Origin of the sequence: Cognatishimia sp. (assembly GCF_964229375.1) — a bacterium.
In the GTDB taxonomy this organism is placed as follows: Bacteria; Pseudomonadota; Alphaproteobacteria; order Rhodobacterales; family Rhodobacteraceae; genus Cognatishimia.
This window is the reverse complement of the sequence record NZ_CAXREH010000103.1, coordinates 32,785-53,297: the sequence shown is the minus strand read 5'-3', so window position 1 is coordinate 53,297 and position 20,513 is coordinate 32,785. Positions and strand designations below refer to the sequence as shown.

Below are 20,513 nucleotides of genomic sequence, written 5' to 3'. Positions count from 1 at the left end.
GTTCCGTCGTGCCAATGGCCATCACGAATGCCGATCCCAAAGACCAGCAAGTTGACCGAGGCGACCAGAAAGGCCAGCCGGCGGTATTCCATCAGGGCCGGATGACGGGTGACTCTGCGCCAGCGGGAGGGCTTGGCTTCGATATCAAGTGTTTCAGTCGCCATCACTTCAGCTCCACACCACGGGTCTCGATTTCGGCCTTGGCCATCTGTAACAACACCCGTTTGTCGATCTTGCCGCGCGCGGTTCTTGGCAGCTCGTCCAGCGCCAGAACAAGGCTGGGTTTGTTGTAGTAAGGCAGCTTTGCTTCGACGGACTGCACAGCCGCTGCGACATCCGCTGTCGCGGGCGAAATAAAACTGACAAGGTTGCGGTCGTTGTATTTCAGCGTGACAGCCTGCTCACAGCTTTCGGCGGACTCCAACGCGGATGACACCCCGTCCAGCTCGACACGAAAGCCGCAGATCTTCACAAGGTCATCGACGCGACCATGGTGCAAAAGCTCTCCGTCATCGGTCCAAGAGCCCAGATCGCGTGTGTTGAACATCATATGACCGGGCCGGAACGGATCGGGACGATAGCGCTCGTGCGTCAGCTTTGGATTGGCCAGATAGCCTTGGCTCACACAGTCTCCGCCTGCCCACATCGTGCCTTTCTCGCCAATCGGAAGCGGCCTCAGATCCTCGTCCAGAACATAGACCGTATTGTTGGGCGTCGGCCGTCCAATCGACAGGTCGGCCTTATGCGCGGCATGAGGCTCTGCGGTGTTGATGATCGTCGTTTCGGTCGGGCCGCACGAATTATAAAACGTGCAGAACTGCGACCACGCATCCGCCAGCGGACGCGGACAGGGCTCGCCCGCCACCGCCGCGACTTTGATGTGCTGGCAGGTTTCAACGTCCAACGTGTTCAGGATCGAGGGTGTGCCGATCAGGATGTCTACCTTGGCGGCGGTTTCTGCAATGGATTTCCCGCGGATCACCAGGGTTGCGCCGTTCGACAAAGCCCCCAGGGTTTCCCAGGCCGCCATGTCAAACGCGATCGACAGGATCTGTCCCACACGCAACCCCGGACGCATCCCCAGATTGCCCGGCGAGGTCAGCAGGATGTTGCACAGGTTCTTATGCGTGACCTGAACCCCATTCGGGACGCCGGTCGTGCCAGAGGTGAACAACACAATGGCGCGGTCACTGGCGCGCAGCCTATAAGCGTCACCGGAAGGGGCCTCAGAAGACAGGGCTGTGTCCGCCATGACCTCATCGATACACACCAAGCTCTGGCGATCTGTGTCCACCGGCACGTCGTCTTTGAACTTCGATAGGGTCAGCAAAACTTTGGCCCCGGTCTGTTCAGCGATATAGCGCAGCCCATCTTCAGTCGCGACGCCCACATGCTGCGGGGCATAGGCCGCGCCCACTTTCATTGCCGCCAGAATGCCAACCACCATCTCGATAGAGCGTTGCAGATAAAGGCCTACGACCTGCCCGCGCTTAACGCCCTTTTGCGCCAAAACCCGCGCCAAACGGTTGGCCGCCGTATTCAACGCGCCATAGGTGATCGCTGCCCCCTGATGTTCGACGGCAACCGCCATAGGTTGCAGCGCCGCAAAATGGGTGAAGCCGTCCAGAATGGTTGAAAACCGCGGAGCTTCTGTTGCCCCCCACCCAAAAGCAAAAAACCGGTCGCGGTCATACGGTGTCAAAGCTTGCAAGCCGGTTTGATCGGGACTGGTTAACGCGACAGGGTGAATTTGAGGAGAATGTAACGATGTATCGGATGCAAGGTTCTGCACGGTGAAATCTCTCTTTTGGGTGTGAGTAGATTTTTGTTAATGGGAAATTTTCCCATTTACATATCACAATGGTTAACGCTCGCTCACGACCATGTGTAAATCCGATGAAACTCTGATAGTCACAGTCATAATATCCTTGGAAATATAAGGAATCTGCCTTGAGCGAGAAAACGCCTGACCTGTTTTCGGACGTGCTGACCGATTTGCTCGCGCCACTGTCATCAGCGATGGTGGCGCATGGCGTCACTGTGGGCGCTGTGACGGAATCGATAAAGGTGGCTCTTTTGAATGCGGTAATCGAAGCTCAGGGGCCCGAGGTGTCTGACAGCCGGATCAGCGTTCTGACCGGGCTGCACCGAAAGGATGTGCGCCGCCTTCGCAGCAGCGCCTCCACGGGGGATGGTCGTAAAACCGCGAACCGGCTGGCCCTTCTGGTGGGACACTGGAGCACATCGCCGGACTACCGACAGGCAAACGGACGCCCCCGCGCCCTGCTGCGCGAGGCCAGCGACGAAGGGCCAGGGTTTGACGATCTGGTGCGCCACGTAAGGCTGGACGCGGCACCGGGCACACTGCTTCAGGCGCTGCTGGATCAAGGGGCCGTCACCAAGGACGAAGACGACCGCTATCATCTGGGTGTGAACGCACTGATCCCAAGTGCCGGATCCAAAGAACTGGTGGCCGCTTATCGCGCAACGCTGAGCACGCATTTGAAGGCCGCCACAGAAAACCTTCTGGCGGACGAAGGCACACCCCGACATTTTGATCGCCTCGTGCGCTACTCTCATCTCAGCGATGCCTCTGTTGCCGAGCTTGATGCCCTTGCGCGCACCGAGGCACAGGCCTTGCTAGAGCGCCTGAACGCCCGTGCCCGCGAATTGCAAGACCGAGACACGGATCAGAACGCCAAAGGCCGGTTTGCGGCGGGCGTCTATGTTTTGCCAGTACAAAAAAAGACGACGAAGGACACCGAATGACCCTGTTGCGACTCCTGTTATCTGCCGCTCTGACCCTATCCGTGGCGAGCGCGGCACTGGCTGGTGACGAAGAAAGTGAACAGGAAGGCGGCATACTTGGTACCGGTATTCTGGGAACCGTCACGGCGCTTGGCAGCATCTTTGTGAATGGACAGCACATCCGGTTCGCCCCCGACCTTGAGGTTTCTGAAGGCGCAACCGTTGCTATGGCCAGACAACTGCGCCCCGGTCACACCGTCGCTGTCATCGCCACGCAACATGACGACAGCTGGCAGGCCTCATACATTCGCCAGATTGCGCCGCTGGTCGGCCCCGTGCAAAGCAAAGCTGCGGGGCAGATCATGGTCATGGGCACAGCCGTTCTGGACGCGGGGCTCGACACCACCGACTTAAACGTTGGCGACTGGGTGGCGGTAAGTGGCCTGTGGCGGTCCGATACGATCGTCGCCTCGCGGATAGAAAGCGTGTCGCCCGACAGCCAGGCCCAGATCGAAGGCACCGTCTTTGACGTCACCCCGGGGCAGCCGCTCCGAATTGGCGGCACCGAGATCACGGGCTTTGCGCCGCGTCACTTAAGTGACGGGGACGTCGTACGCGCCTTTGGCACCACCACGGGGAACGCCTTGCGGGCCGACCGTCTGGAGGCTGGTGTCTTTGCCGGCAAGCCGCATGTCGTCTTCTCTGAGGGGTATTTTTCGGTGCCGGAACCCTCTGGCGTCTATACGCTGCTTGGGTCTGACATCGTGAGCTATACGGATAATCCGGAGATGATAGACCCCTCGTCGCGTCAGTTCGTGTGCAACAGCAACGACCGCCTTTTCGCCATCCTTGCTGACCAGAACGAAGCCACAGAGATCGCGACCGTCCTAGAAAGCTGCCTGCCTCCGCACTAGATGCGTGGCGGCAGAGGACATTGGGCGTCGCCGTAAAGACCGCGTCCCAAGGCCCGACGCATCACGAAACATTTTGCGTTCCAGCCCAATGGCTTTTACAGACGCGCACAGCGTCTGAAACGCCGGCGTGCTATGAATAGCCTCTTTCGATCTAAGGACCACAAAATGCCAAATGCCAAAAGACTGATTACAGTGGTCGGCCTCGCCATGTTCCTGGGCGTTTTGATGTTGGCAGAAGAAGCGATCGAAGTTTTCGGGTTTCACGCGCCCGAAGATCTCTTCATCCTGGAAGTGCTTGAAATCATAGTGCTTGTCGCGCTGATCCTCTGCATCGCGCTGGCAGCCTTTGAAGGCCTTAGAATGTGGAAATACCAAAAAACCCTGGAGTTCAAAGTCAGCAGGGCCGCCCACGCGTTTCAGGACATGCTGGATGCGCATTTTGAAAAATGGGACTTCACCGGCGCGGAACGGGACGTCACACGGTTGATCCTGAAGGGATGCAGCATCGCCGAGATCGCGGAAATTCGGGACGCAAAGCAAGGCACCGTGAAAGCGCAGACCAACTCTATCTACAAAAAATCCGGCTACGCGGGCAAAGCCCAGCTACTGAGTGCATTTCTGGAAGAACTAACCGACGGTGCCTCGGTTAAGTAACGCGGCCCGCGCCGTTTCAGATGATCGCGGTACGAGGTGCTCGTCAAGGTCGCTATATGTAATTTCAAACTGAATTGCGCGCAGGCAGAGAAACTGCATGTGTAATGTCGGTCAAGATTTCAGCTGGGGAAAAATGGCGCTCTGGGGAGGATTCGAACCCCCGACCCCTTGATTCGTAGTCAAGTACTCTATCCAGCTGAGCTACCAGAGCGCGGTGTGAGGGGCGGTTTAATCCTAACCTGCGCGACTCGCAAGCGCAAAAATCCACTTTTTTTAGATTTCTGTCACTGCGCCCTTCGGAAGGCGAATTTTGAACACTGTTCCGGTCTCGTCGCTTCTCTCAAGCGTCAGATCACCGCCATGTCCGCGGATCAGCTCTGAGGAAATGGCAAGCCCCAACCCGGTGCCGCCTTTGCGCATACCGCCTTGAAATGGCTTGAAAAGATGCTCAAGCGCTTTGGGCGGAAGGCCCGGGCCCGTGTCGCTGATCCGGATCAGCCAGTCTTGGGGCGCATCCTCTAGGGCGACCTGAATTTGACCAGGTTTGCCAGAGGCAACAATCGCCTGCCGTGCGTTGCGCACAAGGTTGTGGATCACGCGGTAAAGCTGTTCTGCATCTGCCATCACCAAAGCGCCCGGCGTGATGTCGGCAGAAAATGCCAGGTCATATTCGCCCACCGCAAGATTTTCAGATTCCAACGCGTCCTGCACCACATCCGCAAGTGGGACGTCAGTCAGCGACGGGGCCGGTTCTTCGGCCTTACCGAAAGCCAGCGTGCTTTCGCAAAGATGGACAGCCCGCGTTATCGAGTTCACCAGCTTGGGTGCCATGCGCTTGACCGTGGGGTCTTCGGACATTTCAATCCGGTCTGTGAAAAGCTGAGCCGAGGTCAGAATATTACGCAGATCGTGGCTGACTTTGGCCACCGCGCCGCCCAGTTGCGCCAGACGCTCGCGCTGTTTCAGGGCCGCTGTAAGTTCCATCTGAAGCGTCTGCAAGGCCACCTCGGCTTCGCGCAGCTCTTCTACGCCAGCGCTGGGCTGAATGATGCGGCGAGCATCTTCGGGGGCGGCGGCATAGCTTTGCATATACCCGACAACACCTCGGATCGGCTTTACCAGGATCAACCTGACGGCCACAAACAGCAGCGACGCCGTAAAGATCGAGATTACTGCGGATAGCACCAGAATATTCAGGCCATAGTCCAGCATCGCGCTGCGCAGATCCTTGGTCCAGATCGTGACTTCGATCAACAGACCCGCTTCACGCACCGGCGCGCCGATCACGCGGATGACCTCTGGTTCAGGATCAAACAAGCGCGCTGTAGCATCATAAATCAGCGTCCAGGCAGACGGATCGCGCAAGTCGACGGTGTCTTCAATGGGGGCTGGCATCTCGGAGCTCAGCATCAGCTGACGCACCTCGTCGCGCCGCAGCACAACGTTATAGACCTCGGCGTTGCGTAACAGCTCTGCCTCAAGGTCTTCGCTGATCATGTCATCTGCAAGCAATGCGAGAGAGGCAATCTGAGCGCGTTCCAGGCGCGACAAAAGATAGTCTTCGCGAAAGCGTGCAATCGACGGCACAAAGATCAGGATTTCCGCAACCATTACAAAAATAACAGTCAGTATAAGAAACCGTCCTGAGAGGGTTCTGAGCATCTGTGCCGCCTGTGCTAATATATAGGTCTTATGGGAGCCAGCGCTGTACGAAACGAACCACCGACTTAACCTTAGGGTTATCAAACAATCTTGGAGAGTAATAGGCACCTGCGGCGCGTTTGTTCAACTCTCCGACTGTTGGATAGGGTGCAACCATATTGGCAACAGCGGACATTTTCAGTTTGTTCGCGATCACCAGAGCCCACAGATTGACAAGTTCACCTGCCTGATACCCGGCAATCGAGGCTCCGATCGGGCGGCCCTTTACAACCATAACTTTAATAAGACCGGCGGTCTTACGCTCGGCAATTGCGCGGTCGTTGTGGTTGAAATGGAAGCGTGCCACCTCAAGATCGTCGCCATGCTTTTCGCGAGCTTGCGCTTCGGTCAGGCCAACCTGCGCCAGTTCTGGCTCTGTATAGGTCGACCAAGGAATGTGATCGGTGCGCTCTTTGGCTGGCAGGCCGAACAGGGCCGAGCGAATGATAAGACCCGCGTGGTATCCGGCGACATGGGTGAACTGCAGACCGCCTGCGACATCGCCGATGGCATAGACGCGACGGTTCGTGGTCCGCATTCCGGCATCGACTTTGATACCAGTGCGGGTGGTTTCGATGCCCGCAGCTTCCAGATTGAGTTTGTCGATGTTTGGCTTGCGCCCTGCGGCCATCAGCAGATGGGTGCCCTTAAAGACCCTACCATCCTGTACTTCGACCTCGATCGCACCATCTGTGCCACGCACTTCAGAGACCAGCGCGCCTTCTTCGATCTCGACACCTTCGGCGCGCAGATTGTCCAGAACAATCGCGGCCATTTCCGGATCGTCCTTGCCCAGCGCCTTCATGCCTTCGATGACCGTCACCTGAGAGCCCAACCGACGGTGCGCCTGTGCCATTTCCAGACCGATAGGACCACCGCCAATCACCAGAAGGTGCTCGGGTTGCTCGCGCAACTCAAACAGGGTTTCGTTGGTTTGATATGGCACTTTGTCCAGCCCGGGGATCGGCGGCACAAACGGGGAAGAGCCGGTCGAAATCACAACCCGACGCGCTTTAATCAGCGTGTCGCCTGCCTTGACTTCACGATCCGAGACGAATTCGCCGTATTCCTGAATGACACGCACGCCCAGACCTTCGAAACGTTCGACCGAGTCGTTTGGCTCGATTTCGGCAATGACGTCCGCCACATGATCTTTGGCAGCAGCATAGTCCACTTTGGGCGTTACATCCGCCACACCGTATTTGGAGGCGTGGGCCTGACCCCAGGCGGCCTTGCCACTTGCGATCAGAGCCTTGGAGGGCACACAGCCAAAGTTCAGACAGTCGCCACCCATCTTGTGGCCTTCAAGCATGGTCACATCTGCGCCCATCTGAACGGCACCGGCTGCGACGGACAGACCACCAGAGCCTGCACCAATAACGAGGAGATCGGTTTTAATGTGTTTCATTGTGATCAGTCCTTTTGGCCGCGAATGGCTTTGAGCGCGATAGGGAGAGCCGCCAGAGCACAAAGGCCGAGGATTGGCAGCAGAATTTGAGGTTCAAAGATAATGCCGAGGTTTGGTGTTTCACCGCGTGCAAACACATCGCCCAGACCCGCTCCAACCGAGGTATAGACAACGCCGCCCGGAATGATGCCCAGGAAGGTCGAGATCGCAAAGCGGTTCAGCGGAACACCGACCAGCGCAGGTACGAGGTTGGCGACAAAGAAGGGCACAACAGGCACCAGGCGGATCAGGAACAGCATCGACCATTGGTTCTCGTCGATTCCGTCTTTGATATTCTTAACGGCGCCTTCAGAGCCTTCCATCTTTGCGGCCAGGCGTTCGCCAAGCCCCCAGCGGGCTGCCAGAAAGATCAGGATGGCCCCGATGGTTGCGGCGGTGACGTTGAACAAAGCGCCGGGGAAGGTTGCGAAAAGGAACCCGCCAGTCAATGTGGCCACCGTAGCCCCCGGGAGGCTAAAGGCGACGATGACCACATAGGCCAGCATAAAGGCCGCGACCGTCAGCAGGTAGTTTGCATCACGGAAGGCCAACAGCGCTTCGCGATTGTCACGCAGTGTTTCAAAGGTCAGATAATCGCGCAGGGTAAAGGCCCCAATCGCGGCGATCACTAAAATTGCAATAAGGGGCAGGCGTTTGGCCAAACCGGACTTGGGTGCTTCGCTCATATCAGACATTCTACCTATCTCGTGGCTTTCGATTGCCCTCAAGATGTCCTGTTGTGCGCAATACCGAAAGGGTGTTCACAGGCGCTTGAACTCGATCACGACTTCTGTGATGAAAGCGGCCATATTGTAATGGAATTGAAACATTACTCCCCCGACTGGCCGCATTTTTGTTGCAAAAACGGGGATCGACGTTTGACTTCCCCCAAAGCCGCGCCTATAGGCAGGGCTTCGAATAGACTGTTTGCCCGATGTGAGTCGGCGCAGGCCTCAAGTTAAGTACGGAGACGGAGCGATGAAACGCACCTACCAACCCTCGAACCTGGTTCGCAAGCGCCGCCACGGCTTCCGTGCGCGCATGGCAACAAAAGCCGGTCGTAAGATCCTGAACGCACGTCGTGCACGTGGCCGCAAGGCGCTGAGCGCGTAAGCCTTAGCCTTTAGGTCAAAGAACATGACGCCGCCGGAGGCCCCCATGGATGGCACAGCCACGACGGGGGAGACCCCTCCGGCGGCTTCGTCATGTCTGGACGGCGCAAAGCTGGTCATCATCAAAACCCGCAAAGACTTTGTTGCGGCGTCACGGGCCCGCAGACAGGGCACCGGCTCGATGATGGTGCAGGCCCGAAAACGGCGCGAGGGCGAACCACATGACCCTGTGGCATTTCGCGTCGGCTTTACCTGTTCCAAGAAAGTTGGCAACGCGGTCGCGCGCAATCGCGCAAAACGGCGTTTGCGTGAAGTCGCACGCGCGGTTTTGCCTCTTAAGGCGCGTGCGGGCTGGGACTATGTCCTGATCGGACGCGCAGAGGTGACCGCCGCCCGCCCCTTTGAAGATCTGAAACGCGATCTTATCTATGCGCTGAAGAAGCTGCACGAGAAACGCTGATGTCTCCGCTTGCGCATATCGCGGCCCTGCCCGTCCGCGCCTACCGTCTGATCTTCAGCCCGTGGGTTGGACACAACTGTCGCTATCAACCGACATGTTCTGCCTATGCGTTAGAAGCCCTGGACAAACACGGTGCCGTCAAAGGCAGCATTCTGACCCTTCGCAGAATTGGCCGCTGTCACCCGTGGGGCAGCAGCGGCTATGACCCCGTTCCCGGAACCTATCAGGACGAGGCCGACGAACAGGCCTCGGGCGATCCTAAGACATAAGCGCCAGTCGCCCCTTATTGGTGAAACCGCGGGTCGGGATTTCCTCGCGATCCAATTTCCCTGAGAGCGTGTGATTTAGATCTTCATAAAACCGGTCTGCCTCGAAATACCAACGGTGGCTCGTAGACACGCCGCTTTCAAACGAGTCTTTATGGTCTTTGTAAAACTGCCCACAGTAGACGTCATAGACCTTTTCCGAATGCTCGCTTGGCAACCCAACCCGCCCCAGACGGCGCGACACGCCGATGCGTTTGACCTCTGAAATCGACAGAATTTCGTCCAAAGGGCTGAAATAGTTGGTCACTCGGGTGGCATGGCGCAGCAACGAGGATGTCTTAGGGCTGCCGCCCCGCATCGATTTGGCCGAAATATCAGCTGCAACCAAAGCCACCTGGCTGACGTTCCAGCTTTTCTGCGCGGTCTTGTGGTCATCATCGGCATAGTCAAACGCCTCGCGGACAAGGAAAGACCCCATCGAGTGCGCCAACACGTGAATATTGAATTCACAGTCCTCGCGTTGCATCGCAGACAAACGCGTAATGCCATGTTTAAACAGATAATCCGCCGCCCGCCGCGCATCGCGCCGATCCGAGACATAGCCCAGCGCGGTGCCGTCACTGGGCCAGTCGAAACTAACAACCGTGCCGACATAGCCCCGCTTTTGCAGCCCCTTGCGAATAAGCCGGTGGCGCTCCAGCATATCCCATTGGTCCGTATTGAACCCATGCACAAAAATCAGAATATTGCCCTTGGCCGGTGGCGACGCGCAGGCGGCCTCTTGCACATCGCTCAGCCATTGTTTCAGCCCGACCTCGTGGTCGCGATGCAGCCCATCGGCGCCTTCAGGTACTTTTAGGTATTTTGGCGTTGCCAGCGCGTTTGAATAGTGGTCGCCAGACCGACCTCTGACCGAGAAAAAATAGTCCATCGTAAATACTCCTGAAAAACAGGCCTCAAGCTTACTGCCCGACGGGGATGCAATCAAATACAGGGCTTAGACTACGCTCAACCTAAGGAATACCGTACTCGTGTTTCACGTCCGCCCCTTTAGAAAGAGCAACAGTTCAACCCACAGCCACAGGAGGCGACACATGCGTATGACTGCACGAGCTTGCCGCCCTCTTTTTGGCCTATCAGCCCTAGCCTGGGCAGACGCGGTCTAACCCGCCCCGTCACTTGAACTCTCTTCAGATTTTACTCTGATCTTACGTCCGCACCCGGACTCTCATTTTAACAATTGATATAGGATCGCCGCATTCGGCGAAGACAGACATGACTCGTATTGAAAACCCATCGCCCCTGCATGACTTGCATCTGGCGCTTGCGCATCTGATCACGCGCTTCGGCTTGCGGCGGATAGCACTCGCGCTTCTGAAAGAAGCCTTCAAAACGACCAGGCGGCCGATCAAGCTGCCTCATACCGCAAGTGACCATCTGCGTCGGGACATCGGCCTGCCGCCTCAGGTCAAATCGCCAGACAGGTGGACCAACGGTCCATTCTAACCCGTCGTCAGTCCAGTTTTGGGCTGGAGATGTCGCTGAGAGGACACTCTTGTCGCCATGATATTTTGCGCCCAGCGCATTCGGGCGTAGCATTGGCCAATCAGCCACGGAGGACGCAGCTATGGTCACGGATATTTCAGGCGTAGATCGCCCAATTGCCAAAGCGAACGGCTTGCCAAATGCGCATTACACGGATCCCACCGTGTTTGCCGAAGAACGCGACGCCCTGTTGTTTGACCAATGGGCCGGCCTTGCGGTTGCCTCTGATGTCCCCGAACCCGGCGATGCAAAACCGATCGAGTTTCTTGGTGCGCCCTTGCTGCTTTTGCGCGACAAAAAGGGTGTTGTGCGTGTGTTCAACAACATCTGTCGCCATCGCGGGATGATCCTGGTGAGCGAGCCGCGCAAAATCGAAGGCGCGATCCGTTGTCCCTATCACAGCTGGTGCTATGGCACAGATGGCAAGCTGGTGGCGACGCCTCACGTCGGTGGGCCGGGTATGAACACGCATGATGACATGGACCGCGCGACACTGGGGTTGATCGAAGTGCCCAGCTATATCTGGCGTGATGTGGTGTTTGTGAACCTGTCAGGCAAAGCCGCGCAGTTTGAAGAGGTCAACACCGATCTTATGGAGCGCTGGAAGGAATTTGACAGCCCCCATATTCACGGCGGAGACGGCAGCTATTTCCGCCTTGATGTGAAAACCAACTGGAAACTCGCCGTAGAGAATTATTGCGAAAGCTACCATCTGCCGTGGGTGCACCCGGGTCTGAACAGCTATTCGCGTCTGGAAGATCACTACAACATCGAAGAGCCGGGCAAATATTCTGGCCAGGGCACTTTGGTCTATCGCCAGATCGAGAGCGAGGCAGGCGAAACCTTCCCCGACTTCCCAAATCTGTCTGACAAATGGAATGAGGGCGCGGAATATATCACCGTGTTTCCCAACGTTTTGTTGGGCGCCCAGCGCGATCACGCCTTTGCCATTATTCTGGAACCCAAAGCCACGGATCAGACCGCCGAACATATCCATCTTTACTATGCACAAGAAGACACCGACGCTGAGCTGCGCACAAAGAACGCCGCGCTTTGGAAGCAGGTGTTTGAAGAGGATGTCTTTGTTGTCGAAGGCATGCAACGCGGCCGTCACGCCCCAGGCTTTGATGGCGTGCGGTTCTCGCCTGCGATGGATGGGCCAACGCATCTGTTTCACAAGTGGGTTGCAGACAAGGTTGCAGACCGCCGTCGCAAGATTGCCGCAGAATAGAGTCGGGCACATGCCGTGGGTTTTCGCCACTCTGGTCAGGGGCTGACGGTCATGCACAGAGCAAATACAGCTTTTCTCGACAGGCATTCTTTGGCATATGCCCGCCATGCTTGATGATGACCTCGACGATATCCACCCGCTCTTTCATGGCGCTCCTTCCAGTGCCAGCTTCAAAAAGCTGCGCAAACGGATTGTGCGCTACACGCGCGCGGCTATCGAACAATACGGCAGGATTGAACGCGGCGCGCGTTGGCTGGTGTGTCTGTCAGGCGGCCAAGACAGTTACACGCTGCTTGCGGGTCTGCACGAGCTGAAATGGCGCGGGCTGCTGCCCGTCGACATTCTGGCCTGCAATCTGGATCAGGGACAGCCCGGCTTTCCGGCGACCGTTCTGCCAGAGTTTCTGGAAAAGATGGGTGTCGAGCACCGCATCGAATATCAAGACACCTATTCCATCGTGAAAGACAAGGTTCCCGCCGGTCGCACCTATTGTGCGCTGTGTTCACGGTTGCGTCGCGGAAACCTCTATCGCATTGCCCGCGAAGAAGGCTGCTCTGCTGTCGTTCTGGGCCATCACCGTGATGATATTCTTGAAACCTTTTTCATGAATCTTTTTCACGGAGGCAGGCTGGCCACGATGCCGCCAAAGCTGGTCAACGAAGAGGGCGATCTTTTCGTCTATCGCCCGTTGGCGCATGTGGCCGAAGAGGATTGCGAGAAATTCGCCAAGGCGATGAACTATCCAATCATTCCTTGCGACCTCTGCGGCTCGCAGGACGGGCTTCAGCGACAGCAAGTTAAACAGATTCTGGATCAGTGGGAAAGGAACGCGCCCGGACGCCGGCAGGTCATGTTCCGCGCGCTGATGAACGCGCGGCCGTCTCATTTGCTGGACCCTAAACTCTTTGATTTTGCAGGGCTTTCTCTGGGGTCTGTAAAATTCGAAGAAGATTCAGACCTGCCACCCAAGCTGCGTTAAACATCGCCTTACTCTACGTCCCTAGGGTGTCAGTCCTATTCTTGTTTGGATTTGGACTGGCGGCTTATGAGGCATATTCTGAAACTGAACGCGACGATTACGACGGCGCAAATGCTTGTAGCCAAGCTGGACGTGCGGCTTTTGGTCTTTCTGATTGTTCCGTTCAGCGCGCTGGCCTTTCAGCTTGCCGGCCCACTTGGGTTTGTTCTGTCTGGGCTGCTGCTGCCGGCGGCCTGTCTTGCCTTCAGGCCGATGCGCTCAGACCAGGGTGTTGCCTCCAATGGCGACGGGCTAACCGGCCTTCCAACCCCAAGTCAGGTGGACGCGTTGACCAAGGCATGGCCCGACATGCTGGTGCAGGATCACAGAAAAACCGCATGTTTCATGGTGCAGGTCGACAGGTTTTCTGACTTTCTGGCCACCCATGGTGACACTGCCGGATTTCAACTTCAGCGCAGCTTTTCCGAACGCCTCAGCCGTGTCCTGCGAGATGGCGATCTGGTCACCCGCGTCGCAGATGGTGCGTTTAAGTGTCTGATCCATCCGGTCAAACATCTGGATCTGGAAATCTGCATTCATATGGCCAACCGGATCAAATCCGCTTTGGAAAGCCCGCTTTTGATTGATGGGCACAGCGCTCGGGCCACCGTCTCGGTTGGCTTTTGTATCAGTGGGCAGATGCAGACGCATACGCTCGCCTCTTTGGAAGAGGGCGCGACGATCGCCCTTGCCGCCGCGCAACGGGCCAGCACATCCTCTATTCGGGCCTTTTCCCCGAAGCTTCTGCAACACCATCAAAACCGCAAAAAGATTTGCGACGAGGCCCGCGATGCTTTGATCAACGGCGAGGTGGTGGCTTGGTTTCAGCCGCAGGTGTCCACAGAAACCGGGGCGATCACCGGGTTTGAGGCCCTCGCCCGCTGGCAGCACCCGCAACACGGCATCATGCCGCCCGGAGAGTTTCTGGACACGCTGGCTGAGAGCGGTCAGCTGGAAAAACTTTCCGAGGAAATGCTGCGTCAGAGTATCTCGGCCATCAACAGCTGGGATCTGAAGGGGCATTCCGTCGCCCGTGTCGGCATTAATTTTTCCGGCGACGAGTTGCACAACCCGATGCTGGCGGAACGCATCAGTTGGGAGTTGGACCGCCACGAAATGCCTGCTCACCGCATCGCCATCGAGGTGCTGGAGTCTGTGATCGCCGGTGCACCCGACGGCGTTCTGGCCCGCAACCTGCGCGACCTCGCCAAGCTGGGGTGCCACATCGATCTGGACGATTTCGGCACGGGCCATGCGGCGATCAGCTCGGTTCAAAGGTTCTCAGCCAACCGGCTAAAAATCGACCGGTCTTTCGTCAAAGAGGTCGATCGCAATCAAGACCAGCAAAGACTAATCGCGGCGATCGTCACCATGGCGGAACAACTGGGTATCGCGACTTTGGCCGAAGGGGTCGAAACCGCCGGAGAACACACAATGCTTGCGCAATTGGGCTGCGGTCATGTCCAAGGTTTTGGCATCGCGCGCCCGATGCCTTTTCACGATACGATTCCCTGGATGCGCACCCACGCGCAGAAACTGTCGTCTCTGCCCTCTTTGGGCCGAAAAACCGGGTAAAATCCCCCGCTCAACCGCCTGCAAAGCCGCCACAATGGGAATCCACTTGACCTTTGGCGCGGACCTCTGTTGAACCACCATGAGCTATTGCACCCTTGTCCCAAAGCCGGACGAGGCTTAGGTGCATCCAAAGGTTAAAGACGGGCAAGCGCGGCATCCGCTGCGACGCCCAGCAAAACAGGTGGCCCCGCGTCATGGACGACAACAACAAGAACCTCATTCTGGCAACTGGTCTGAGCCTTGCCGTACTTTTGGTGTGGATGTATTTCTTCCCACCAGCAGAGCCACCGGTTTCCGAAGATCCCAACGCCGCAACTGCCACTCAGACGGCCTCGCCGACCGCCGAGGCACCGCTGTCGACCGCGACAACCGGTGAAACTCCGCAAACGCAGACAGCCACGGTTGAGGCCGAGAGTGTCGCGATTGAAACGGCACGTCTGAAAGGGTCCATCTCGTTGCAGGGTGGCCGGATCAACGACCTTTCCCTGAAGGACTATCGCGAAACCCAGTCACCAGAGGCGGACATCGTTCACCTGTTCAAGCCACGCACGCAGCCTGGCGGGTACTACGCGCTTTACGGATGGGCCCCGGGCGCAGGTTTGAGCCTTGATCTGGTGCCTGGCGCCAACACTATCTGGTCGCTGGAAACAGGGACAAGCCTGACGGAAAGCACTCCGATTATTCTGGCTTGGGACAATGGCGCGGGCTTGGTTTTCCGCCGCGAGATTTCGGTGGACGCCAACTATATGTTCTCGGTCAAGCAGACCGTTCAAAACACCGGCGCAGGCACAGTTTCACTGGCGCCTTACGGTATTCTGGCGCGTCATGGCGAACCGGTGGATCTGAAGAATTTCTTCATCCTGCACGAAGGTCTGATTTCGATGACCGACGGCGAGCTGACGGAAACAGACTATGACAACATGGTCGATTTCGAATTCAATCAGGCTGAGAATGCCAAAGCCGAAAGCATCTCTGTTACGGAAAACGGCTGGATCGGCTTTACCGATCACTATTGGATGGCAACGCTGATCCCGTCCCAGACATCCGGCTTTAAAGCGGTTGGCAAATACGACGACCGCCGCGGGATCTATCAGGCCGAGGCCGTTATGCCGACCCAAACGGTTGCGGCCGGTCAGACCATCACGGTCGACAGCCAGCTGTTTGCCGGTGCTAAAGAATGGGCCACCATCCGCGCTTATGAGCGTGACGGTGGTATCAACGGCTTCCTAGACTCGATTGACTGGGGTTGGTTCTTCTTCCTGACCAAGCCTATCTTTGCGCTGTTGCACTATCTGAACGAACTGATCGGCAACATGGGTTGGGCCATCATCGGTCTGACCATCATCATCAAAATGGTTCTGTTCCCCTTGGCCTATCGCTCTTATGCGTCGATGGCAAAGATGAAAGAGCTTCAGCCACAGATGGAAAAGCTGAAGGAATCCGCGGGCGACGACCGTCAGAAGCTTCAGAAATCCATGATGGAGCTGTACAAGAAAGAAAAGGTAAACCCGGCCGCTGGCTGTTTGCCGATCCTCTTGCAGATCCCGATCTTCTTCTCGCTTTATAAAGTGATCTTCGTCACGCTCGAGTTGCGTCACGCCCCGTGGGAAGGCTGGATCACAGACCTGTCGGCACCAGATCCAAGCTCGATTTTGAACCTGTTTGGCCTGCTCAGCTATTCCACGCCAAGCCCTGACAGCTTCTTCTTTATTTTCAGCCTGGGCGTCCTGCCGATCCTTCTGGGTGTCTCTATGTGGCTGCAGCAAAAGCTGAATCCGGCCCCAACAGATCCAACCCAGCAGATGATCTTTGCCTGGATGCCATGGGTCTTCATGTTCATGCTCGGCAGCTTTGCCTCTGGTCTGGTGATTTACTGGATTGCAAACAACACGATCACCTTCATCCAGCAGTACTCGATCATGCGAATTCACGGCTATAAACCGGACGTGTTCGGCAACATTAAATCGAGCTTCAAACGCAAGCCGAAGGAAGAGAAATGACGCTGACGGTCACATCCCTCTGGCGTCATCCGATCAAGGCGCATGGGCGGGAAGAAGTCTCTGAAGTTACCTTGGTCCCCGGGCAGAGCATGCCCGGGGATCGTCTTTGGGCGGTTGCGCATGAAGCGGCGCAGCTAGACGGTCAGAACTGGGTACGCTGCACCAACTTCACCCGCGCCGCCGGCTCTCCTAAGTTGATGGCGATCACCTGCAAGACCGAGGCTCATAAACTGCGTCTCAGCCATCCGGATCTGGACGACCTGCTGTTTGATCCCAATGCCGAGCAAGCCGCCTTTCTGGATTGGGTCATGCCCTTGATGCCTGAGGGGCGCGCCAAGCCTGTGAAACTGATCGAGGCCGCGGATCAAGGGTTTACCGACAGCGGCTGGCCGTCATTGACGCTGTGCAACCACGCCTCACATAAGGCGGTCGAGCAAAAGCTTGACCAGGATCTCTCGATCCACCGCTGGCGCGGCAACGTCTGGTTTGACGGTCTGCCCGCTTGGGAAGAACTGGATTGGGTCGGGCGTGATCTGCGTTTGGGCGAGGCTGTTGTCTCGATCCGCGAGCGCACAGAACGCTGTCTGGCCACATCGTCTAACCCCGACACAGGGGTACGCGACGCAGACACCCTTGGTGCACTGCAGTCCTTTGGCCACAAAGATTTCTCTGTAAAGATCGCCGTTACACAGGGCGGTTTGGTGCGCGTGGGCGACACGCTGGAGCTTATGTGATGCAGCTGCCCTTTCCCATCGTAGAAGAACCCGACGACATCAGTCGTGAGAAAGGTCGCAAGCTGTTTGTCGGCAGCAACGCGGACTTTCTGAAAGGCGTTGTTGCAATGAACGGACTGCCTGCGGATGATCGCATCGAGGTCTGCTTTGCCGGTCGGTCCAACGTCGGAAAATCCAGCCTGATCAATGCGCTGACCGGTCGCAAAGGCCTGGCGCGGGCGTCAAACACACCGGGGCGCACGCAAGAAATCAACTTTTTCACCCTGACTGAAAGCCACTATTTGGTCGACCTGCCCGGCTATGGTTTTGCCAATGCGCCTCTTTCGGTCGTGGAAAAATGGCAGCGGCTGCTCAAGCAATATCTGCAAGGGCGCGTCAGCCTGCGCCGTGCCTTTGTGCTCATCGACAGCCGTCATGGTGTCAAAGACGTGGACGAAGAAATCATGTCGCTGCTCGATAGCGCGGCTGTGACGTTTCAGGTGGTGATGACCAAGGCTGACAAGGTCAAAGAAAAGGACCGTGCCAAAATCATGGACCAGGTCCGCAGCAAGCTGAGCAAACACCCCGCCGCTTTTCCGGAAATCGTGCTGACCAGCTCTGAAAAGGGCGATGGCATTGCGACTTTGCGCGCGCTGATAGCCAATCTAGTATAGCCCCTCACCCCAAAGATTTCGTCCGCCAGAGGACCAACGAATGAGAACGCAAAATATGAACCGCGATTGGATTGCCACAGCCAGAACCCTGTCTTCGGCCTTGCCCTATCTGCAGCGCTATACCGGTGCGACCGTTGTCATCAAACTGGGTGGCCACGCCATGGGCAGCGATGCCGCCATGGAAGAATTTGCGCGCGACGTCGTGCTTATGCAGATGGTTGGCATTCAACCGGTTGTCGTGCATGGCGGCGGGCCGATGATCAATGCGATGCTGGACAAGCTCGAGATCAAGTCCGACTTTGTGAATGGCAAACGCGTGACCGACAAAGCCACCGTCGAAGTGGTCGAGATGGTCCTGTCTGGCACCGTCAACAAACGCATTGTTCAGGCCATCAACATGGCGGGCGGCAAGGCCGTTGGTCTGTCGGGTAAAGACGCCAATCTGATGATCTGCGATCAAACGAACCCGGATCTGGGATACGTGGGCACGCCGTCCTATATGAACCCAACCGTTCTGCGCGACATGGCCTCAAACGGCACGATCCCTGTGATTGCCCCTCTGGGCGCAGGTAGGGATGGCGAGACCTTTAATGTGAACGGCGACACAGCTGCAGGCGCAATCGCCGGGGCGCTGAAGGCTGATCGTTTGCTTTTGCTGACAGATGTTTCGGGCGTCAAAAACAAGGACGGCGACGTTATCACAGAGCTGAACGCCCAAATGATCCGCGACTTCATCGCCGACGGCACCATCGCGGGCGGTATGATCCCCAAGACGGAAACCGCTTTGGACGCGATCAAGGATGGCGTGCGCGCGGTGGTTATTCTGGACGGGCGTGCGCCCAACGCCTGCCTGCTCGAGCTGTTCACAGACCATGGCGCAGGCTCGCTGATCCGCGCCTGACGCAAATGTGTCGTTCTCGGAATTGACAGGCCGCCTGCGGAGTTTCATGGTCCGCCCATGGAAAACGAAGCCGCAGTCCGCCTGTCCATTTTTCTGGGCCTTTTCATCCTCTTGGCCAGCGCCGAGGCGCTGTTCCCGCGTCGTGCGCGGCGTCAGGGGCGTGGCGGTCGCTGGTTTACCAACTGGGGCCTTGTTCTGATCGACACAGCTGCGTTGCGTTTGGTTGCGCTGGTGCTGCCTGCTTTGGCGGCAGGCGCTGCTTTGGATGCGTCAAACCAGGGATGGGGCTTGTTCAATCAGTTGGGCTGGCCTTTGTGGGCCGAGTTCGTTCTGGCCGTCCTGATCTTTGATTTCGCGATCTGGGCGCAGCATCTGATCACGCACAAGGTGCCCTTGCTATGGCGCTTGCACCGTGTGCACCATGCGGATCGGGATATGGATGTGACCACCGCAATCCGCTTCCATCCGGTCGAGATTGCCTTGTCGATGCTGTTGAAAATCGGCCTGGTCTATGCGCTTGGCCCCTCGGTTCTGGCCATCGTGGTGTTTGAAATCCTGCTTAACGGCACCGCCATGTTCAATCATTCCAATCTGCGCTTGCCGCTGGCCTTTGATCGCGCGCTACGCAAAGTGCTGGTCACGCCCGACATGCACCGGGTGCATCATTCGGTTCATCGCCACGAACATGACAGCAACTATGGGTTCTCGCTGTCGCTTTGGGACCGCATGTTTGGCACCTATATTGCACAGCCAGAGGCCGGACATGACGACATGAAAGTGGGGCTTCAGTGGCAGGATGATCGCCCGTCAAAACTGGCATGGGTTCTGGCCCTGCCGTTCTTTCGCAAATGAAATTTGACGCTTTCGATAGCCTGTGCCGTGACAACTCCCTGCGCATTCTGGGAGGCTTTGCGGTCACGCCCGAAGACCACGACATCGCCGACGCGCAAACACTTGTGATGCTCGGCCCGGACGAGCCGGTTTTCTGGGACGTGTTCCGCGTATCGCCCGAGTTTTCCGCCCCTGAAAATCCGATGGACCTTTGGTCAAAGCGTGTGCTTGGATCGGTTGCGACTGCCACCGGCGGCCGCGCGATTTTCCCTTCCGATGGCCCGCCCTATGCGCCGTTTTTCACATGGGCACTGCGGACAGGGCGTTGCCACCAATCCCCGATAAATCTGCTGGTGCACGATCACGCGGGGCTTATGGTGTCTTTCCGCGGCGCGCTTGCGCTGCCGTTCGCACTAGAGCTGCCAGCGCCGCCGCAATCGCCGTGCCTAACCTGTCAGGCTAAACCTTGTCTCTCCGCCTGCCCCGTCGAAGCGCTGACGCCGGATGGCTATGACGTCCCGACCTGCAAAACGCATATCCGCACGCAAGGACAGGACTGTATGCAAGGGTGTCTGGCCCGACGCGCGTGCCCGGTGTCGCAGCAATTTGGACGCCAGCCTGCACAGTCCGAGTTTCACATGCGCGCCTTTGTCGGACCCAACTAGGCCGCGCAAACAAAAAGGCCCCGCGTCTCCGCGAGGCCTTTAAAGTCATATTGAATAG

Annotated in this window: 21 protein-coding genes and 1 tRNA gene; 16 read left to right on the top strand and 6 right to left on the bottom strand. The window is 57.3% G+C overall.

Going from position 1 to position 20,513, the window contains the following annotated elements; all coding sequences use genetic code 11:
- Positions 1 to 163: 163 nt before the first annotated feature.
- A complete protein-coding gene (locus ACEQWH_RS08325; protein WP_372521396.1) occupies positions 164 to 1,711 on the bottom strand; it encodes an AMP-binding protein in 1,548 nt (515 codons plus the stop codon).
- 239 nt (positions 1,712 to 1,950) lie between these two features.
- Here ACEQWH_RS08325 and ACEQWH_RS08320 point away from each other — a divergent pair, with 239 nt between their 5' ends.
- The 3 genes from ACEQWH_RS08320 to ACEQWH_RS08310 all read left to right on the top strand — a co-directional run bounded on the left by ACEQWH_RS08320 (position 1,951) and on the right by ACEQWH_RS08310 (position 4,316).
- Entirely contained in the window at positions 1,951 to 2,769 is an 819-nt protein-coding gene (locus tag ACEQWH_RS08320) for a DUF6502 family protein (RefSeq protein ID WP_370229658.1), read from the top strand.
- Positions 2,766 to 3,662 (top strand): DUF5666 domain-containing protein, encoded by an 897-nt coding sequence (locus tag ACEQWH_RS08315; RefSeq protein ID WP_370229656.1) that lies wholly within the window; start codon positions 2,766 to 2,768, stop codon positions 3,660 to 3,662. The genes ACEQWH_RS08320 and ACEQWH_RS08315 overlap by 4 nt, the downstream gene beginning before the upstream one ends.
- 165 nt (positions 3,663 to 3,827) lie before the next feature.
- Positions 3,828 to 4,316, top strand: a complete 489-nt coding sequence (locus ACEQWH_RS08310; protein WP_370229653.1) for a helix-turn-helix transcriptional regulator — start codon at positions 3,828 to 3,830, stop codon at positions 4,314 to 4,316.
- Between the two features lie 134 nt (positions 4,317 to 4,450).
- Here the strand turns inward: ACEQWH_RS08310 and ACEQWH_RS08305 are convergent.
- The 4 genes from ACEQWH_RS08305 to ACEQWH_RS08290 form a co-directional block, all read right to left on the bottom strand.
- Positions 4,451 to 4,527 (bottom strand) — tRNA-Arg (locus ACEQWH_RS08305).
- A gap of 62 nt (positions 4,528 to 4,589) precedes the next feature.
- The gene (locus tag ACEQWH_RS08300) at positions 4,590 to 5,978 is read right to left on the bottom strand and encodes a sensor histidine kinase (RefSeq protein WP_370229650.1); all 1,389 of its coding nucleotides are present in this window, start codon (positions 5,976 to 5,978) and stop codon (positions 4,590 to 4,592) included.
- Positions 5,979 to 6,006: 28 nt separating this feature from the next.
- The gene (locus tag ACEQWH_RS08295) at positions 6,007 to 7,425 is read right to left on the bottom strand and encodes an NAD(P)/FAD-dependent oxidoreductase (protein WP_370229648.1); all 1,419 of its coding nucleotides are present in this window, start codon (positions 7,423 to 7,425) and stop codon (positions 6,007 to 6,009) included.
- A gap of 5 nt (positions 7,426 to 7,430) precedes the next feature.
- Complete coding sequence (locus ACEQWH_RS08290; RefSeq protein ID WP_370229645.1) at positions 7,431 to 8,159, bottom strand: TVP38/TMEM64 family protein; 729 nt, start codon at positions 8,157 to 8,159, stop codon at positions 7,431 to 7,433.
- Between the two features lie 283 nt (positions 8,160 to 8,442).
- Here ACEQWH_RS08290 and rpmH point away from each other — a divergent pair, with 283 nt between their 5' ends.
- Genes rpmH through yidD form a run of 3 tightly spaced genes read left to right on the top strand, consistent with a single transcriptional unit; the run spans position 8,443 to position 9,305 of the window.
- Positions 8,443 to 8,577, top strand: a complete 135-nt coding sequence (gene rpmH, locus ACEQWH_RS08285) for a 50S ribosomal protein L34 (protein WP_072791770.1) — start codon at positions 8,443 to 8,445, stop codon at positions 8,575 to 8,577.
- 24 nt (positions 8,578 to 8,601) lie between these two features.
- Positions 8,602 to 9,036, top strand: a complete 435-nt coding sequence (gene rnpA, locus ACEQWH_RS08280; RefSeq protein WP_370229642.1) for a ribonuclease P protein component — start codon at positions 8,602 to 8,604, stop codon at positions 9,034 to 9,036.
- Positions 9,036 to 9,305, top strand: coding sequence for a membrane protein insertion efficiency factor YidD (gene yidD / locus ACEQWH_RS08275; RefSeq protein ID WP_370229640.1), 270 nt, complete (start codon positions 9,036 to 9,038; stop codon positions 9,303 to 9,305). Before rnpA ends, yidD begins: the two co-directional genes overlap by 1 nt.
- On the opposite strand, the gene ACEQWH_RS08270 is transcribed toward yidD, so the two are convergent.
- Positions 9,295 to 10,233, bottom strand: a complete 939-nt coding sequence (locus tag ACEQWH_RS08270; RefSeq protein WP_370229638.1) for an alpha/beta fold hydrolase — start codon at positions 10,231 to 10,233, stop codon at positions 9,295 to 9,297. The genes yidD and ACEQWH_RS08270 overlap by 11 nt on opposite strands.
- Before the next feature lie 344 nt (positions 10,234 to 10,577).
- On the opposite strand from ACEQWH_RS08270, the gene ACEQWH_RS08265 reads away from it, so the two are divergent.
- The 10 genes from ACEQWH_RS08265 to ACEQWH_RS08220 all read left to right on the top strand — a co-directional run bounded on the left by ACEQWH_RS08265 (position 10,578) and on the right by ACEQWH_RS08220 (position 20,455).
- Positions 10,578 to 10,808, top strand: coding sequence for a hypothetical protein (locus tag ACEQWH_RS08265; protein ID WP_370229635.1), 231 nt, complete (start codon positions 10,578 to 10,580; stop codon positions 10,806 to 10,808).
- A gap of 121 nt (positions 10,809 to 10,929) precedes the next feature.
- Positions 10,930 to 12,078: an aromatic ring-hydroxylating dioxygenase subunit alpha gene (locus ACEQWH_RS08260; protein ID WP_370229634.1), complete on the top strand. Its 1,149-nt coding sequence runs from the start codon at positions 10,930 to 10,932 to the stop codon at positions 12,076 to 12,078.
- A gap of 106 nt (positions 12,079 to 12,184) precedes the next feature.
- Positions 12,185 to 13,057, top strand: coding sequence for a tRNA 2-thiocytidine(32) synthetase TtcA (ttcA, locus tag ACEQWH_RS08255; RefSeq protein WP_370229632.1), 873 nt, complete (start codon positions 12,185 to 12,187; stop codon positions 13,055 to 13,057).
- A 66-nt stretch (positions 13,058 to 13,123) separates the two neighbouring features.
- A complete protein-coding gene (locus ACEQWH_RS08250) occupies positions 13,124 to 14,671 on the top strand; it encodes a putative bifunctional diguanylate cyclase/phosphodiesterase (RefSeq protein ID WP_370229629.1) in 1,548 nt (515 codons plus the stop codon).
- A gap of 194 nt (positions 14,672 to 14,865) precedes the next feature.
- Positions 14,866 to 16,671, top strand: coding sequence for a membrane protein insertase YidC (yidC, locus tag ACEQWH_RS08245; RefSeq protein WP_370229626.1), 1,806 nt, complete (start codon positions 14,866 to 14,868; stop codon positions 16,669 to 16,671).
- Positions 16,668 to 17,405, top strand: coding sequence for an MOSC domain-containing protein (locus ACEQWH_RS08240; protein ID WP_370229625.1), 738 nt, complete (start codon positions 16,668 to 16,670; stop codon positions 17,403 to 17,405). Before yidC ends, ACEQWH_RS08240 begins: the two co-directional genes overlap by 4 nt.
- A complete protein-coding gene (yihA, locus tag ACEQWH_RS08235) occupies positions 17,405 to 18,058 on the top strand; it encodes a ribosome biogenesis GTP-binding protein YihA/YsxC (RefSeq protein WP_370229622.1) in 654 nt (217 codons plus the stop codon). The genes ACEQWH_RS08240 and yihA overlap by 1 nt, the downstream gene beginning before the upstream one ends.
- Before the next feature lie 40 nt (positions 18,059 to 18,098).
- Positions 18,099 to 18,959: an acetylglutamate kinase gene (argB, locus tag ACEQWH_RS08230; RefSeq protein WP_370229620.1), complete on the top strand. Its 861-nt coding sequence runs from the start codon at positions 18,099 to 18,101 to the stop codon at positions 18,957 to 18,959.
- Positions 18,960 to 19,016: 57 nt separating this feature from the next.
- Positions 19,017 to 19,811 (top strand): sterol desaturase family protein, encoded by a 795-nt coding sequence (locus tag ACEQWH_RS08225; RefSeq protein WP_370229617.1) that lies wholly within the window; start codon positions 19,017 to 19,019, stop codon positions 19,809 to 19,811.
- On the top strand, positions 19,808 to 20,455 hold the full coding sequence (locus ACEQWH_RS08220) for a ferredoxin (RefSeq protein WP_370229614.1): 648 nt from the start codon (positions 19,808 to 19,810) through the stop codon (positions 20,453 to 20,455). Before ACEQWH_RS08225 ends, ACEQWH_RS08220 begins: the two co-directional genes overlap by 4 nt.
- Positions 20,456 to 20,513 lie beyond the last annotated feature (58 nt).